This window comes from Leuconostoc sp. XM4, assembly GCF_055698815.1.
Genome location: NZ_CP134507.1, coordinates 871,684 through 889,530 on the forward strand (window position 1 = coordinate 871,684; position 17,847 = coordinate 889,530).

Below are 17,847 nucleotides of genomic sequence, written 5' to 3' on the forward strand. Positions count from 1 at the left end.
AATATTTATCGACTGTTTTATACTGTTCAATGTAAACGGTTACAAAAATAATATTTTGGAGGCAGAAATAATGGATGATAAGCATAAAGGGCAGGGATTGCCTAATTTGCCGCTTAGCACAATTTGGATGTTAAGTTTTGGGTTCTTAGGTGTGCAAATGGCTTTTTCCTTGCAAAGTTCACAAATGGGAAGAATTTTCCAAACATTGGGTGCTGACCCAACAAAACTTGGTTTTTTCTTCATATTGCCACCTTTGGCTGGACTATTTGTTCAACCCTTGGTTGGTTACTTTTCAGATCGAACATGGACCAAGCGTTTTGGACGACGCATGCCATACTTGTTAGTTGGTGCATTAGTTTCGGTTATAGTAATGTTCCTGTTACCAAATTCTGGTAGCTTTGGATTTTCTACAACCGCAGCATTATGGTTTGGCGCAATAACGATTTTGTTTATGGATCTTAGTTCAAATGTGGCTATGCAACCTTTTAAAATGGTTGTTGGTGATATGGTTAATGAAGATCAGAAATCATACGCCTATTCTATTCAGAGTTTCTTATCAAATACAGGTTCTGTACTAGCCACAATTTTTCCTTTCTTGTTAACAGCAATTGGGGTTGCTAATACTGCTGACAAAGGACAGGTTCCAGCTTCGGTTATTATTTCCTTTTACGTTGGTGCAGTTGTATTAGTTGTCTTCTCATTAGTTGCGGTATTCAACGTAAAAGAATACGATGACGCAACTTACGAGCTTTATCATGGTTACGCATTAAACACGCCAAATGATAATGATGGTGGGTTTTTAACTTTATTGAAGCGCGCACCAAAAACATTTTGGATGGTTACTGTGACACAATTCTTCTGCTGGATGGCTTTCCAGTATTTGTGGACATACGGTACAGGTGCAGTTGCAGATAATGTCTTTCATGCAACCGACCCAACAACAGCAGGTTATCAAAATGGTGGAAACTGGTTTGGAATTTTGTCGGCGGTTTATGCAATTGCTGCCGTACTCTGGTCGTTAGTACTCTCTAAAATTCCGGCAGAAAAAAATAAATTTGGCTATGCTTTGTCGCTTCTATTAGGGGCAACAGGATTCATTTCAGTTTTCTTTATCCATTCACAATATCTTTTAATTGCATCTTTCATTTTGATTGGTATTTCATGGGCAGGGATGATGGCTTATCCATTTATCATGGTTACTAATGCATTGAACGGCGATCACATGGGCACTTATCTCGGGCTATTCAACGGCTCTATATGCCTGCCACAAATTGTGGCGTCAGTTGCAAGTTTTGTTGTATTTCCAGCATTAGGATCACATTTTCCATCAATGATCTTAGTTTCAGGGGTTTTGATGCTATTGGGTGCAGTTAGTGTTGGTTTTATTAAGGAAATTCATAGTAATCCAGTGAATGCAGATTAATATAGTAATAACGTTACCGTAAAGAAGAAAGAGGCATAAAAATAATGAAAAGAGTTTTTGAAATTAACCCTTGGACAGTCGCAACGCACGATTTAAATCCTGAAGACAAACGCCTACAGGAATCTATGACAAGTTTGGGAAACGAATATATGGGCATGCGTGGTATGTTTGAAGAGGTTTATTCAGGCGATACACACCAAGGTATCTATATTGGAGGCGTGTGGTTTCCAGATAAAACAAGAGTTGGCTGGTGGAAAAATGGTTACCCACTTTACTTTGGAAAAGCTATTAATGCTTTGAATTTTGTGAAAGCAGACATTTATATTGATGGCCATCAAATTGATTTAGCCAAGAATGAATTTCAGGATTTTGAAGTATCCTTAGACATGAAACATGGTGTTTTGAAGCGTCGATTTACAGTCTTTGGCGTTGAAGTTCAAGTATCACGTTTCGTTTCAGCCGCGTTTAAAGAACTAGCCGATATTCACTATACCTTTACATCTGTGGATGGATATAATCATAACATTCGTTTTGATGCTAGCATTGATGCTGATGTAGTCAATGAAGATGCTAATTATGATGAAAAATTTTGGCAAGTTTTAGATGCCGGTAATGATGTTGCATCGTCATTTATTGCCACACAAACCATTGAGAATCCATTTGGTGTACCACAATTCACAGTGGTTGCTCGTCAAAGTTTCATTGGTGGCGAAAAACACGGCACTAATCGTGGAACAAAAGAAGTTACTGATAACTTTGATATTGAGGTACCAACTAAAGGCGTAGTAAATTTTGAAAAGCGTGTTATCGTAACCACTTCTCGAGATTACGATAGTTTAAAAGAAACGATAGATGCTGGGACAGCGTTGACGAACAAAGTTTTAGAAAACTCTTATCAAGAAATATATGAAGACCATGCGCAAGAATGGTTGAAACGGTGGGAGAAGGCTGACGTTCAAATTGAAGGTGATGATGCTGCGCAACAAGGTATTCGGTTCAATTTGTTCCACCTCTTCTCAACTTACTATGGTAACGACCCACGGCTAAATATTGGACCAAAAGGCTTCACCGGTGAAAAGTATGGTGGTGCAACGTACTGGGACACAGAAGCTTTCGCCATTCCGGTCTATCTAGGTGTTGCTGATCCATCAGTTACAAGATCACTATTGCAATACCGTTTTGATCAACTTGATGGTGCCTTTCATAATGCTAAACAACAAGGCCTAAAAGGCGCGCTTTATCCAATGGTGACTTTTGATGGTATTGAATCTCATAATGAGTGGGAAATAACATTTGAAGAGATTCACCGTAATTCAACTATTGCTTATGCGATTTATAATTATACAAATATTACTGGAGATCACTCATGGTTAGACGGGGATGGGGCGCAAGTACTTTACAGCATCGCACGTTTCTGGGCTGATCGTGTTCACTATTCAAAACGCAATGATCAGTATATGATTCACGGTGTCACTGGACCTAATGAATATGAAAATAATGTTAATAATAATTACTACACTAATTGGATGGCTAAATGGGTATTACAGTATTCGCTTGATCACTATGACGAAATTAATGACAAGCAAAAGGCAAAGCTAGCTATTACCGATGAAGAGTTGGTTCAATGGCAAGATATTGTTACCAAAATGTATTTGCCAGAAGCTGATGTTGATACAAAAAATGGCAAAAAACATATTTTTGTACAACATGATACATTTTTGGATAAAGATTTAACCCCAATTGCTGATATGCCACAAGATATTCGTCCAATCAACCAAAACTGGTCTTGGGATCGAATACTACGGTCGCCATACATTAAGCAGTCTGACACTTTGCATGCAATGTTCTATTTTCCTGATGCCTTTACTGAAGAAGAGAAACGTAACAATTTTAACTTTTATGAGCCACTGACTGTGCACGAATCATCATTATCACCGTCAGTTCATGCGATATTGGCTGCTGATTTACAAATGGCTGACAAAGCTGTTGAAATGTATGAACGCGCTGCGCGATTGGATTTGGATAATTACAATAATGATACTGATGATGGGTTGCATATTACTGCGATGACCGGTTCATGGTTGGCAATCGTGCAGGGATTTGCAGGAATGCGAGTACGAAATGACGAATTACATTTAAAGCCATTTTTGCCTAAAAATTGGACAAAATACGCGTTCCGTCTGGTTTTCCGTGGTCATGTTTTGGAAGTGACGGTTGACAAAGAAGGTGCAGATGTCCAACTAATTTCTGGTGACCCACTTACGATTAATTTATTGGGTAAACAAGTCACATTAACAAGATAACAAAGAGGAGGACGAATCAATGCAAAAATTCAAAGATATTAAGGGATTTGCTTTTGATTTAGATGGGGTCATTGCAGACACAGCTCGATTTCATGGACAAGCTTGGCATCAGACTGCTGATGAAGTCGGCACAACTTGGACACCACAATTGGCTGAATCACTCAAAGGTATTAGTCGCATGGAATCATTGCAAATGATTTTAGACGCTGGTAATCATGCGGATGATTTTTCACAAGCTGATAAAGAAGTACTCGCTGAAAAGAAAAATCATTTTTATCAACAACTAATTGCAACATTAACGGAGGAAGATATTTTGCCGGGGATGAAAAGTTTTATTCGTTCGGCTAAAGTGGCAGGGTACAAAATGTCTATCGCCTCAGCCTCTAAAAACGCACCTATGATCCTTGAGCATTTGGGATTGGCAAATGATTTTGTTGGAATAGTGGATCCAGCAACCCTGACAAAGGGAAAACCAGATCCTGAAATTTTTGTTAGGGCTGCAGAAGTGCTAGAACTGGCACCCAATCAAGTCATTGGATTAGAAGATTCAGTAGCCGGTATCGAGTCAATTAATAGTGCTGGTCAAATATCGTTGGCAATTGGTGATGCAGTTGTTTTATCGGCTGCTAATTTAATTTTCAGTTCGACTGTCGATGTTACTTTGCAAAGTATTCAATCTAAAATGGACAAAATCAAGTCTAATTAAAAGAAAATCATTAAAGCTACTAGAAATAAGCTTTAATGATTTTTTATTGTGCTAATTATTTTTATTAAGCGTTGTCACTGTGCCTGACGGGACGATTTTAGTCTCTGTAAAGAAAACAGCATGTGGCGCTAATTCCTGTTCATCTAGTGCCGAAACAGCCAACTGTCCCATCAATTGAAAATCTTGTTTGGCAGCACTGAGAATGGGCCGGGTTATTTGTGCTATTTCAGTACCGTCAATTGTTACGATAGATAGGTCTTTGGGGACATCTATTTGAGCGTCTTTAGCACCATTGAGGATGCCAACGCTGATAATATCGGCCGAACCAATTGCTGCTGTAAAAGGTAATGGTGTGCCAAAATGTTTGATAGCATCCATTCCAGTTTGGTAAGCATTCTCTGTTCCCCATATGAAATCGGGATGATATGCAATGCCGTGTTTTGTAAGTGCGTCAATAAATCCTTGTCTTCGTAATTTGGCAACTATTGAATTTGGATTAGAAGCACCAATGAGCGCGATTTTTTCGTGGCCATTTTCGTAAAGATAGTCAACAATTTGATGCATCATATCATAATTATCAGAGGAAATTGAAGGAATTTCATTGTTTAATTGATTCGAAACGCTAAGAAGTTGGACCCCAGTGCTGGTCAACAAGTTAAAAACAGGATCATCAATATCGATGTCCACCGCTAGCATGACAATTGCCAATACTTTTCGAGATAGTAAAGAATGAACGGGTTGCAGCTGCTGTTCTTTGTTTATATCGACAAAGGCGATGAGTAACTCATAGTTAAGTTTATATGCTTTAGACTGCATACCTTTAATAATCTCATCGGCAAAATTAGTATGTTCGCTTGGTACTAACACGCCAATAACGCGACTCTGTTTTTGTGATAGATCAGCTGCTGATTGATTCTTAAGATAACCCATTGACTCTGCAAGTTCACGAACTCTTTTTGCTGTATCCGCATTAAATCGACCTCGATTAGTTAAAATTCGAGAGACGGATGCCGGTGAAAGCCCAGCTTTATCTGCAATGTCCTTAATAGTAATAGCCATATCAATTATTATAACCTAAAAAGGTTGACTTTCAATATGAAAGCGATTACAATGTAAATGCGTAAACGTTTACGCACAAAATATTTAAAAATAATAAGGACGGTTATCATGGAAAAAGTACAGTGGTGGCAAAAGGCCGTTGTTTATCAGATTTATCCCAGAAGTTTTCAAGATAGCAATGGGGATGGTGTGGGAGACATACGCGGAATTATTGAACGATTACCTTATTTGAAAGATCTGGGCGTTCAAGTAATTTGGCTAAGTCCAATTTATCAGTCGCCAAATGATGATAATGGCTATGACATTAGTGATTATCGTAAAGTTTTACCGGAATTTGGAACAATGGCAGATGTTCAAGAAATGCTCGAGGTAGCACATCATTTAGGACTAAAAATTATGATGGATTTGGTCGTCAACCATACTTCTGATGAACATCAATGGTTTAAGGAGAGTCGTAAAAACAAGGATAATCCTTATCGCAATTATTACATTTGGCGTGATCCTGTGGATGGGCATGAACCTAATAATTGGTTGTCAGATTTTGGTGGATCAGCATGGGAATTTGACAATAATACACAACAGTATTATTTGCATTTATTCTCAAAGAAGCAACCAGATCTTAATTGGGATAACCTCGATTTACGACAAAATATTTACGATACAATGAAATGGTGGTTAGATCAAGGTGTTGATGGGTTCCGCATGGATGTCATTAACCTAATTTCAAAACCATCAGATTTACCAAATGATCCAAATGTCACCTTAGAAAATCATGGCTCATCGATGGATTTTGTTGCTAATGGTCCAAATATTCATGATTATTTACAAGAAATGAATCAAGAAGTATTGTCAAAGCATGATATCATCACTGTTGGTGAAACGCCAGGCGTATCAACAAAGGATGCAATGAAATATGCCGGATTTGATTCGCATGAGTTGCAGATGATTTTCCAGTTTGAACATACTGAGGTTGATAATAGCCATGAGGGATTAGGCAAATGGAGTGATGAACGCTTCAAGTTGGTTGATTTAAAACGTATTTTATCCAGATGGCAAAATGAGTTGTATGGTAAGGCTTGGAACAGTCTTTATTGGAATAATCATGATCGACCAAGAGTAGTCTCACGATTTGGAAATGATTCAGATGAATATCGCGTATTGTCTGCTAAAATGTTGGCTGCAACTTTACATTTTATGCAGGGAACACCTTATATTTACCAAGGTGAAGAAATTGGTATGACCAATATTGACTTACCATCTATTAAAGACTACCGAGATATTGATACCTTGAATGCATATGATGACTTAGTTGTCCAACAAAGACGAGTTACTGGTGATAAAATGATGTCTTATGTTCATCATTCTTCAAGAGACAATGCACGAACACCAATGCAATGGGATAACACTAAAAATGCCGGATTTACTGAAAGTCACCCATGGTTAAGTGTTAATCCTAATTACCAGACCATCAATGTGGCAGATTCATTAACTGATCAACAGTCAGTCTTTCATTTTTACCAAAAGCTCATCGCCTTAAGGCAAGAGTTATCCATTATCACGACTGGAAAGTATGAAGTGTTGGATTTAGAAGACGAATCTGTTTACGCTTACAAGCGGATTGACAAAGACACGCAATTACTGGTTATTAGCAACTTTACTGATCAAAAGCAAACACGTCATTACGATCGAACCCAATCTGCACAATTAGTTATAAGTAATTATTCAGATGATCAAGGTGACACACTCAGACCTTACGAATCAAAAGTATATTTGTTTTGATTCTTTTCTTTCAGTAAAATGTAAGCGGTTACCTTACACTGAATATTCTAGATTTTATATAATCACTTAATTAAGGAGAGTGAATATAATGAGTAGTAACGAACACAAAAAAGGTCAGCTTCCGATGCTGACTAGCCTGCAACTGTTTTTAATGACTTTTGGTTATGCAGGCGTCCAGGTTGCCTTCTCGGTTCAAACGGGTAATATGGGAAGAATATTCCAGACCTTGGGTTCCGATCCAACGAAATTAGGATTTTTCTTCATCTTGCCCCCTTTGGCAGGTATGATCACGCAACCTTTAATTGGTCTGTTTTCTGACAAAACTTGGTTGCCTAAATTGGGGCGACGAATGCCTTATCTCATTGGTGGCTGTTTAGTATCATTGATTGTTTTACTATTATTGCCCAACACAGGTTCATTTGGTTTTGGTTATGGATCAATGACAGCCTTGTGGTTTGGTGCGGTAACGGTATTGTTCATGGACTTGTCCGCAAACGTTTCAATGCAGCCTTTTAAGATGATTATTCCTGATATGGTCAATGAAAAGCAAACCGACAAAGCCTGGAGCTTACAAAATATATGGGGAAGTTTGGGTGGCGTGATTGCCTTTGTTTTCCCATTTATCTTAACTTCGTTTGGTGTTGCTAACACTGCAGCACGTGGGGTTGTGCCTGATTCAGTTAAGATTTCATTTTATGTTGCAGCTGCAATACTATTATTATCAACCATTTTTACCATTATAAATGTAAAAGAGTATGACCCAGAAACGCTAGCATATTACCATGGTTTCAGGTCTGATGATAAGACACATGAATCGTTTATTGATATTTTGAAACACGCGCCAAAAGTTTTTTGGACCTTAGGCATTGTTGAATTCTTTGTCTGGTTTGGTATTCCATACATGTGGACTTATTCTACTGGTGCTCTGTCAGAAAATATTTGGCACGTTTCAGACCCTGCATCTGCTGGCTACCAAGCAGCAGGTAACTGGTTTGGTATTTTGCAGGCAGTGTACTCGGTTGTTGCAATAGTAGTGGGTATTTTATTTCAAAGATTAAACGATAAAACAAGAAAAATGACGTATTTCTTAAGTTTGATAGCTGGTGGTTTAGGATTTATTATCGTAGCTTATGGTCATACTCATGTGTCGTCGTTAATTGGATTTGTACTAATCGGTATTGGTTGGATTGCATTGATTTCGATTCCATTTACTATTCTGACGAACGCATTGGATGGTAAACATGATGGCGTTTATCTAGGTTTGTTTAATTGCTTTATCTGTATCCCTCAAATTGTTGCTTCGGTAGCAAGTTTTGCTATTTTCCCAGCTGTCGGAAAATCAATGGCCCACATGTTAGCAATTGCAGGCGTCTTTCTGATGATTGGTGGTTGTTTAATTTGGATTGTTAAAGAAGAAAAAACACAAGTAGATATGACACAAAAAGGAGAATGAAAAATGACAGAAGATATTAAGTGGTGGCAAAAAGCAGTTGTTTATCAGGTTTACCCACGATCGTTTCAAGATGCAAATGGAGATGGTATTGGTGATCTTCAAGGCATAGAACAAAGATTAGATTATATTAAAAAATTGGGTGCCGATGTCATTTGGTTAAATCCAATATATGCTTCACCTGACAAAGATAATGGCTACGATATCTCTGATTATGAAGATATTAATGCAAAATTTGGTACAATGCAGGACTTTGATCGATTACTTCAGAAAGCTCATGATAAAGGGATCAAAATTTTGATGGACTTGGTCGTTAATCACACATCAGACCAACACCAATGGTTCATTGAAAGCCGTTCCTCAAAGGATAATGATAAGCGTGACTTTTATATTTGGCGTGATCCAGTTGATGGACATGAGCCCAATAATTGGGGTTCCTTCTTTTCAGGGCCGGCATGGAAATTTGACGAAGAAACTGGGCAGTATTACTTACATTTGTTTGTTGAAGGACAGCCCGATTTGAATTGGGTAAATCCGGAAGTGCGCCAGGCAGTATTTGACATGATGAACTTTTGGGTTGATAAGGGAATTGATGGCTTCCGAATGGATGTTATTTCTTTGATATCAAAACCAGATGGGTTACCAGACGGTGAGGTACCTGAAGGAGGGGAGTATGGTAATTCAGATAAGGCAGTAGCTAATGGGCCCCATGTTCACGAGTATCTGCAAGAAATGCGTGAAAAAGTGCTAAAGAGAGCTGATATGATGACTGTTGGTGAAGCATCTGGTGTTGATATCAATAACGCTATCAAGTATGCAAACACAAATGAATCAGAATTAAATATGGTTTTCCAGTTTGAACATATGGGACTTGATAATAATCCAAATCCAGCTTTGGGAAAATGGTATGATCAAAAAGTTTCTCTAGTTGACCTGAAGGAAAACTTATCCAAGTGGCAAAATGATTTAGCTGGTAAAGCTTGGAATTCACTTTATTGGGATAACCATGATCAACCAAGAGCAGTAAGCCGCTATGGGGATGACCGAGCAGCGTATCGTGTGGTTTCAGCAAAGATGGTTGCGACCTTATTACACTTTATGCAAGGGACACCATATGTCTATCAGGGTGAAGAAATTGGAATGACCAATGCCTATAATTTGCAACGTGAAGATTTCGATGATGTTGAAATCAAAAATGCTTTTAAGTATTTAATTGACAAGGATCATTTGATTGACGAAGACACAATGTTGAAATACGTACATGCGAAAGGACGCGACAATGCACGTACGCCGATGCAATGGGACAGTACAGCGAATGCAGGATTTACAACAGGCACACCATGGCTCAAATTAAACGATAATTATGACACAATAAACGTTGAGCAAGCACTAGCTGACAAGAGTTCTATATTTTACTATTATCAAAAACTAATTCAATTGCGCCATGATTTGCCAATTATCACTACTGGCAAGTATCAGTTGTTGGATCCAAAAGACGAGCAAGTCTATGCGTATCGACGTGTGGGAAACAACGAACAACTGCTTGTTATCAATAACTTCACTGACAATATCGTTACACGAGATTATAGTGTACCAACAAATGCAAAAATTTTGGTTAGCAATTATGCTGATGACAAAGCGGATACACTTCGTCCGTACGAGTCTAAAGTTTATCAGTTTGAAAAATAGTATCTTGCTGGATGACTGGCATTAAATGTTTATTGTAAACTAATCTATTCAAACTATTGTAAACGCTTTCATTTTGATATATAATAAAAATATAAAGTTGGATTGTAACCACCGATTAAGTTGCGATGGGCAAAACCAAATGATAGGGAAACTATACACCTTTCGATAATCGATGGTGATGGGGAACTATTATTTGGTTTTTTATTTTCAAAATATAGGAGTAGACCATGCTGGTAAAAAGAATTTTTAATAATAATGTTCTACTAGCTGAGAATAGCGAACAGGAATTAGTTATCGTTGGGCGCGGCGTTGGTTTCAAGCAAAAAATAGGTAATACAGTTGATTCGAGTAAAATTGAAAAAACCTATTATCCGCAAGATGAAAATTGGACGAGAATGTTTAACGAAATGGCCGATACAATTTCGTCAGATTATGTTGAAATCGCCTCACATATTATTTCAACTGCGGAAAAAAGTTTAGGCCTGTCATTTGACGGATACTTGTTAATTGGACTAGCAGATCACATACAGTTTGCGGTAGAACGCTTACAAAAAAACTTGCCCATTAAAAATGAACTATTATGGGAAACAAAACATTTTTATCCTGATGAATATCGTATTGGTGCACTCGCTGTAGCTTTTATTAATGAACAAATGGGTGTGCAATTACCTGAGGATGAGGTTGGTTTTATTGCTTTGAAGTTTGTTGAAAAGCGTGCTGGCCCAAACTTCAATGAGAAAGCAACCAATATGACGCAGCTCATTGAGAGTGCATTAACATTGATTCGTCATGATTTATTACCTGATATTGATTCTTCTAATCTCAATTATCAGAGATTGATTGTTCATTTGCGTTTCTTCGTAGATCGACTATTAGATGAAAGCCATGTTCAAAAAGGTGAGAATAGTTTTGACAATGTAATGTCGCAGCATTTATCAGAAAGTCTGCAGGAGCGTTACACAAGCTCATACCAATGTGCACAACGTGTGATTAACTATTTTGAAAAACAAACCAAACAAAAAACAGGAGTCAACGAACAAGTTTACTTGACTATGCATCTGCAAAGAATTGTTGATTCTTCAATTTAAATTAGGGATTGTAACTATTTAATTAGGCAAAACCCAAAAGATATCATTTATGTGATGTTTTTTGGGTTTTTATTTTACAACATAACGAGGTAGAAAAAATGGATTATGGAGTTTTGGCTAATAATATATTGGCTGGTGTCGGCGGCAAAGATAATATCGGATCCGCTTGGCATTGCGCTACGCGTTTGCGGTTTAAGTTAAAAGATGAAAGCAAGGCAGACACTGAAAAAATAGAAAATATGGATGGTGTGATTACCGTTGTTAAATCAGCGGGTCAATACCAGGTAGTTATTGGAAACAACGTTGCACGGGTTTTTGAACCATTGGCCGATGCAATTGGACTAGCAAGAGATGACGCTCGGAGCGATAATCAAGAAGAAAAAAAGAAAGATAATATTGTTAATCGCTTTATTGGTTTTATTTCAAGTGTTTTCACACCTTTCTTAGGGGCAATGGCCGGAACCGGTGTTTTGAAAGGCTTATTGGCACTTTTTGTGACACTCGGATGGTTGCAAGAGTCCAGTGGAACTTATCAAATTTGGTATGCTGCTGGTGATGCATTCTTCTACTTCTTACCAGTTTGGCTGGCCTTCACAGCTGCAGCGCATTTGAAAGTGAATCAATATGTTGCAGCAGCTTTGGCTGGTGCGTTACTTTATCCAAATTTGATTACATTATTAGCAGGGAGTAAGCCTGTAACATTCTTCGGTTTGACCGTTGTCGGAACAACGTACAGTTCGAGTGTTATACCAATCTTGTTAGCAGTTTGGATGTTATCTTATTTACAACCAATTTTGGATAAGTTTTTCCATGATTCTGTTCGTAATATCTTTACACCAATGGTCAGTCTGATTATTATGGTACCAGTTACATTATTGGTTGTTGGTCCATTAGGTACTAGTGTTGGAACTGTGCTATCGTCGTCAGTCGAGAGCGTTTACCGCGTGGCACCTTATGCTGCTGGTGCTGTAATGGGTGCTTTGTGGCAAGTGTTTGTTATCTTCGGCGTACATTGGACTTTCGTGCCAGTTATGACAAATAACATCAGTCAGTTAGGATATGACTACTTGCTACCAATGTTAAGTGTTGCTGTTTTAGCACAGTCGGGTGCCGCACTCGGTGTGTTCCTCAAAACAAAAGATGCTAAGATGAAATCTTTAGCAGGATCATCAGTCCTCACAGGTGTACTAGGCATTACTGAACCGGCCATTTATGGTGTTACACTTAAATTAAAGCGACCATTTATCTTTGCAACGATTGCCGGTGGTATCGGCGGTGCCATTGCTGGTGGGGGTGGCGCACATGCGAATGCTTTTACCTTACCTAGTTTATTAGCCTTACCTACGTATTTGGGTAAAGGATTTACCAGTGTGGTTATTGGTTTGGTTGTCGCCTTCATTTTGTCAGCAGTTGCTACTTATCTATTCGGTGTACCTAGCCAACCAAAAGACAGTAAAACAGACGCTAAAAACCCCGAAGAAATTCAAGATGACCTAGTCATTGCACCCGTGTCTGGCACCATTATCCCACTAGAATCAGTAAAGGACGAAGTTTTTGCCAGTGGCGCAATGGGCAAAGGTATTGCTATCGTACCTGATGATGATCAAATTGTTTCACCAATAGTAGGTACAGTAGCTGCCGTTTATCCAAGTAAACATGCAATTGGTTTAATCTCCAATGGTGGTGTAGAAGTACTAATTCATGTAGGAATTGACACCGTGCAACTGAATGGAAAGCATTTCAATCAATTAGTTGAACAAGGACAAAAGGTCTCTGTTGGTACGTCATTAATAACCTTTGACCGTCAAGCTATTCAGGAAGCTGGATATGATCCAACGGTGATGGTGATTATCACAAATACAGCAGATTACGAAATCACCGAGACACAAGATACGGTAGCTAACCAAAATTGGTTACTACAACTGAAAGCATTATAAAAAGGAGAATAAAAATGTACAGTAAAGAATCAATCACAGGCTTTCCAAAGGACTTTTTATGGGGTGGCGCAACTGCTGCTAATCAAATTGAAGGGGCGTGGCAAGTAGATGGGAAGGGCTTAACAACAGCTGAAGTCGTACGTAAAGCTGAAGACCGACGTCACGGTTCAATGGGAGATGTTAACGCAGATACCTTACAAGAAGCTATCGCCGATCATTCGGATGTACATTATCCAAAACGTCGTGGAGTTGATTTTTATCATCACTACAAAGAAGATATTGCACTATTTGCAGAAATGGGTTTTAAAGTATTTCGACTTTCAATTGCTTGGTCACGTATTTTTCCAACTGGTTTAGAAGAAAATCCAAATGAAGCTGGGTTAGCTTTTTATGACCGAGTATTTGATGAACTAGATAAATATCATATTGAACCACTCGTGACTCTTTCACATTATGAGATGCCAATTGAACTAACGAAGCGTTACAATGGTTGGTTGGACCGTGAGGTCATCAAGGCATTCAATCACTATACAGAAACTGTTTTTAAAAGATACAAGGATCGAGTTAAGTACTGGTTGACATTCAATGAAATTAATACTAGTGCTTGGGGATTTCATGAAACTGGCGCTATGGATGGTGATTTAAGTACGCAAGAACAGTTACAAGTGCGCTATCAGGCAGTTCATCATCAATTTGTTGCCAGCGCTATTGCGACAAAGCAACTAAAGGAAATTGCGCCCAACGCCAAAATTGGTTCAATGTTAGCTCGCATGCAAACGTATCCAGCAACAGCAAACCCGGTTGATGTGCAAGCAGCACAAGTTGAAGATCAGAAAAATTTGTTTTATACGGATGTCCAAGCACGAGGTGAATATCCAGAATACATGAATCGATATTTCAATGAAAATGGTATCGTTATTAATATGTCTGCTGATGATGAAAAAATTTTGAAACAGTATCCGGTTGATTTTATTAGTTTCAGTTATTATATGACCAACGTGACAGGAGTAGATGGTGTTGAAGACGGGATTGGTAATATGAGTTTGGGTGGTCGTAATCCCTATTTGAAGGAATCAGAATGGGGATGGCAAATCGACCCAATCGGCTTGCGAGTTTCTCTGAATGTCCTGTGGGATCGTTACCGTAAACCATTATTTATTGTTGAAAATGGCTTAGGAGCAGTTGACGAATTAACAGCAGATTACAAAGTACACGATGATTATCGTATTGACTACCTTCGTTTGCACATTGAGCAAATGAAAGAGGCTGTGATTGATGGCGTTGACTTAATGGGCTACACAATGTGGGCACCACTAGATATTATTAGTTTTAGTACTTCTGAGATGAGTAAGCGTTATGGCTTGATTTACGTAGATCAAGATGACGCAGGAAATGGCACATTAAAGCGTTACAAAAAGGATTCGTTCTTCTGGTATCAAAAAGTTATTGAAAGTAATGGTAAAACATTAGAATAATAGCAAAAAGCGACATACTGAAAAACAGTGTCGCTTTTTAATTGAAGTAGTTATTTAGGCTGGAATTTAACAAATATATTCAGATCTTTGAAATCAGCATTATAAGTTATTTGGTCTTTTAATATTGCTTCTAAGGTAAAGTTCAGTCTATGAGCTACAGCTATACTCTTACCATTTTCACTGTCAGATTGAAGGATAATTTTATGAAAATTTAATTTTTCAAAAGCATAGTCCAACACAAGATTTACTGAGCTGGAAATGATGCCCAGACCTTGGTAATTAGTCGACAACCAATAACCTAGCTCTGCTCTTTTGTTTTTCCTGTCAATATTGTGTAAGTCAATCATTCCCACGGGAGTATTATTAACGAGTATCGTCAGCATAAACAATTTTTGTTTGGCCATTTTAAGCCGAGCATAATTTAAAAATTGTGCCTCATCTTCTACGGTTTTAATATTAGGTGTCCAAGGCATCCAGCGTGATAGAGTTTCCCTGTCTTGATTAATAATACGAAATAATTCAGCAGCGTGACTGTTTTCGGGCATGACTAACTGGACTTTATAATGATCTATTACGAATTTTTGAAAAGTGAACATTTTAAACTCCTTAATACCTTTAAATTATACTCCTTCAATGAAATAGTTTGCGTTTTTTGCGAAAGTATCGTGATCATTTAATTAACAACAAGTTTGTACAGTCTAGTAATTTATGTCAATTGCAGAAGTAGATCAGCTGAATAATAAGTGTTTAATAATTTACTCGGAACTTGTTTTATGTTAATATACTTATAATTAATAAGTATATTACTTTAATAAAAGAGGTGTGTTCATGAGTAAAGTTATAAGTTTGGTTGGTCAACAGTTAGATGCGTTACTAGAAAATGAGACTAATATCGTTTCCAACCTAGCAAATGCTGCTGCCTTATTGTTTCAAAACTATGAGAATCTGAACTGGGCAGGTTTTTATATCTACAACGATGATGCTAAAGAGTTGGATTTAGGCCCATTTCAGGGTAAAGTGGCATGTATGCATATCAAGCCTGGATCAGGCGTGGTAGGGACAGCTTTTGCTAACAAAGAAAGTATTGTTGTACCGAACGTACATGATTTTGCTGGCCACATTGCTTGTGATGCTGATAGTAATTCGGAATTAGTGGTACCAATATTTAAAAATGGAGAAATTTATGGAATAATTGATATCGATTCGCCATTACTGAACCGCTTTGGTGAGAACGAAAAAAATGAAGTAGAAGAGCTTGCTGAAATCTTAGCAAATCATATTTAATGTCCATACTATAAATAAAAGGCAACTGAGTTGAACAGTTGCCTTTTATTTTGATAGGAATCCGTATCAGTATCTACCTATTTTTGAGGACATCTAGTACGTGGCATTTTTGGTAAATAACCAATACTAGTAAACCTCCTAGCGATCCAACTAATGCCAGAAAAAGACCTGAGCTAACTCTAGTATCCGGAACAAAATGATTGGATAATAGACTCAATCCGGTAAACAGTATTAATAACATAAATGCGCTAACATAGACGGCATTTAATACTTTTGTATTTAAAAAGTCAAGAAGTTCAAATCGATGATTAATATAACTGCCCATAATAATTGTGACAATAACCAGAGAAATAAACGTTGATAATAAAGCGCCTAGAGAGCTTGTTAAATAGATCATAATAGGCTGGCATAGGATTTTAACAGCCATGCCCCAGCCAATTGCCCTAAGTGCTATGCCAGTTTTACTGAGTCCTTGTAAAATCATGGCTAGGACAGATGTTAACCCCATGAATAGCGCAATAACCGCTGAAATTTGTACCATTGGTATATATAAGCTTTCCGCAGCATAATTTCCATAAAATAAAATGTAGACCGGTTTACTCAACGAGTAAAGTGCTGCACAAGCAGGTAAGGTAATGGCACAAAATAATACGTAAGCTTGACTAATATATTTTCTTAGTACCTCATGATTGTACCGGCTTTTCGAAATTAGAGGCAAAATAGTCGATGCAATTGAAACAGACAATGAAACCACAATCATAATTAGCTTATTACTATTAAAATTGAACAAGCCAAAAATCGTTTCAATTTTGTTACTTGACAGCATAGGATTGAATTTTGACATCAGTACGTGAAAACTGAATTGATCTATCCATTGATAGGCAACTAAGAAACCACCAATGACGACGAAAGGCAAAGACTGAACAATAATATGCTTAAAATCGATGATTTCTGGTTCAGAATTTTCTTTAAGGGAATCAGCATTTAACAGCTGTTTTTTTGAAAGTGAGTTGGTGCAGAAGAGTAAGTAAAGTGTTGCAACCCAAGCACCAATTGATGCTGCAAATGTTGAATGTACAACTACAGTTACCCAACTGCCATGCTGTAGTTGTAAAATAACATATGCAGATCCTAACATATAGGCCACACGGACGACTTGCTCAATCACGTCAGACTTGGCAATTTCTGCCATTCTTAGCTCACCCTGCAGTCGACCTCTTAAAACAGATAAAAATGGAAACACTAATACAGCCAAAGAAAGGGATCTTAGTACAGGAATCAATTTTACGTCACTGGCAGAAAGGATAGGGGCTAAGGACCATAATGCAATGCAACAAATAAATCCCGCGACCCAACTTAGTCGCGTCGCATTTTTCAAGAATTGATGCTTACTATTACCTTCAAGTCGTGCCGTAAATTTAGCAACAGCTGAAGGTAATCCAGCAGTCGATAACATTAAGAAAAATTGATATAAATTATAGCCTTTACCCATCAAAGTGTTAGCTTGGAGTGATAATGCACCTAACATCATTGTCCAAGGGATGACATACAATGCGCCTAAAACTCGCGAAGTAATATTGCCAAAAGCAAGCCATGCGGTACCATTGGTGAGTTGGTTTTGGGATAATTTTTTTAGTCTCATTTTATTATTGTA

13 protein-coding genes are annotated in these 17,847 nt (G+C 37.8%); 10 read left to right on the plus strand and 3 right to left on the minus strand.

Features of this window, described 5'->3' with window-relative positions; all coding sequences use genetic code 11:
* Window positions 1–70: 70 nt before the first annotated feature.
* Genes RHP64_RS04380 through pgmB form a run of 3 tightly spaced genes read left to right on the plus strand, consistent with a single transcriptional unit; the run spans window position 71 to window position 4,432 of the window.
* On the plus strand, window positions 71–1,423 hold the full coding sequence (locus RHP64_RS04380; RefSeq protein WP_014324629.1) for an SLC45 family MFS transporter: 1,353 nt from the start codon (window positions 71–73) through the stop codon (window positions 1,421–1,423).
* A gap of 44 nt (window positions 1,424–1,467) precedes the next feature.
* On the plus strand, window positions 1,468–3,726 hold the full coding sequence (locus RHP64_RS04385) for a glycoside hydrolase family 65 protein (protein ID WP_014324630.1): 2,259 nt from the start codon (window positions 1,468–1,470) through the stop codon (window positions 3,724–3,726).
* Between the two features lie 19 nt (window positions 3,727–3,745).
* A complete protein-coding gene (pgmB, locus tag RHP64_RS04390) occupies window positions 3,746–4,432 on the plus strand; it encodes a beta-phosphoglucomutase (RefSeq protein ID WP_014324631.1) in 687 nt (228 codons plus the stop codon).
* Window positions 4,433–4,483: 51 nt separating this feature from the next.
* On the opposite strand, the gene RHP64_RS04395 is transcribed toward pgmB, so the two are convergent.
* Window positions 4,484–5,491 carry a LacI family DNA-binding transcriptional regulator gene (locus RHP64_RS04395; protein ID WP_025268028.1) on the minus strand — a complete coding sequence of 336 codons (1,008 nt, stop codon included), beginning with the start codon at window positions 5,489–5,491 and terminating at the stop codon, window positions 4,484–4,486.
* A gap of 108 nt (window positions 5,492–5,599) precedes the next feature.
* On the opposite strand from RHP64_RS04395, the gene RHP64_RS04400 reads away from it, so the two are divergent.
* The 6 genes from RHP64_RS04400 to RHP64_RS04425 all read left to right on the plus strand — a co-directional run bounded on the left by RHP64_RS04400 (window position 5,600) and on the right by RHP64_RS04425 (window position 14,909).
* Window positions 5,600–7,270 (plus strand): glycoside hydrolase family 13 protein, encoded by a 1,671-nt coding sequence (locus tag RHP64_RS04400; protein ID WP_462785071.1) that lies wholly within the window; start codon window positions 5,600–5,602, stop codon window positions 7,268–7,270.
* A gap of 88 nt (window positions 7,271–7,358) precedes the next feature.
* A complete protein-coding gene (locus RHP64_RS04405) occupies window positions 7,359–8,723 on the plus strand; it encodes an SLC45 family MFS transporter (protein ID WP_038534125.1) in 1,365 nt (454 codons plus the stop codon).
* Between the two features lie 3 nt (window positions 8,724–8,726).
* Complete coding sequence (locus RHP64_RS04410) at window positions 8,727–10,409, plus strand: glycoside hydrolase family 13 protein (protein WP_025268031.1); 1,683 nt, start codon at window positions 8,727–8,729, stop codon at window positions 10,407–10,409.
* A gap of 227 nt (window positions 10,410–10,636) precedes the next feature.
* Window positions 10,637–11,497 (plus strand): PRD domain-containing protein, encoded by an 861-nt coding sequence (locus RHP64_RS04415; RefSeq protein WP_011679664.1) that lies wholly within the window; start codon window positions 10,637–10,639, stop codon window positions 11,495–11,497.
* 98 nt (window positions 11,498–11,595) lie between these two features.
* Window positions 11,596–13,434 (plus strand): beta-glucoside-specific PTS transporter subunit IIABC, encoded by a 1,839-nt coding sequence (locus RHP64_RS04420; protein ID WP_025268033.1) that lies wholly within the window; start codon window positions 11,596–11,598, stop codon window positions 13,432–13,434.
* Window positions 13,435–13,448: 14 nt separating this feature from the next.
* Complete coding sequence (locus RHP64_RS04425) at window positions 13,449–14,909, plus strand: glycoside hydrolase family 1 protein (protein WP_011679666.1); 1,461 nt, start codon at window positions 13,449–13,451, stop codon at window positions 14,907–14,909.
* Window positions 14,910–14,959: 50 nt separating this feature from the next.
* Here the strand turns inward: RHP64_RS04425 and RHP64_RS04430 are convergent, their stop codons facing one another.
* Window positions 14,960–15,505 (minus strand): GNAT family N-acetyltransferase, encoded by a 546-nt coding sequence (locus RHP64_RS04430; RefSeq protein ID WP_025268034.1) that lies wholly within the window; start codon window positions 15,503–15,505, stop codon window positions 14,960–14,962.
* Window positions 15,506–15,737: 232 nt separating this feature from the next.
* Between RHP64_RS04430 and RHP64_RS04435 the strand changes: the two genes are divergently transcribed.
* Window positions 15,738–16,193 (plus strand): GAF domain-containing protein, encoded by a 456-nt coding sequence (locus tag RHP64_RS04435; RefSeq protein ID WP_025268035.1) that lies wholly within the window; start codon window positions 15,738–15,740, stop codon window positions 16,191–16,193.
* A gap of 73 nt (window positions 16,194–16,266) precedes the next feature.
* Here the strand turns inward: RHP64_RS04435 and RHP64_RS04440 are convergent, their stop codons facing one another.
* Window positions 16,267–17,835, minus strand: coding sequence for a polysaccharide biosynthesis protein (locus tag RHP64_RS04440; RefSeq protein WP_025268036.1), 1,569 nt, complete (start codon window positions 17,833–17,835; stop codon window positions 16,267–16,269).
* Window positions 17,836–17,847: the final 12 nt, after the last annotated feature.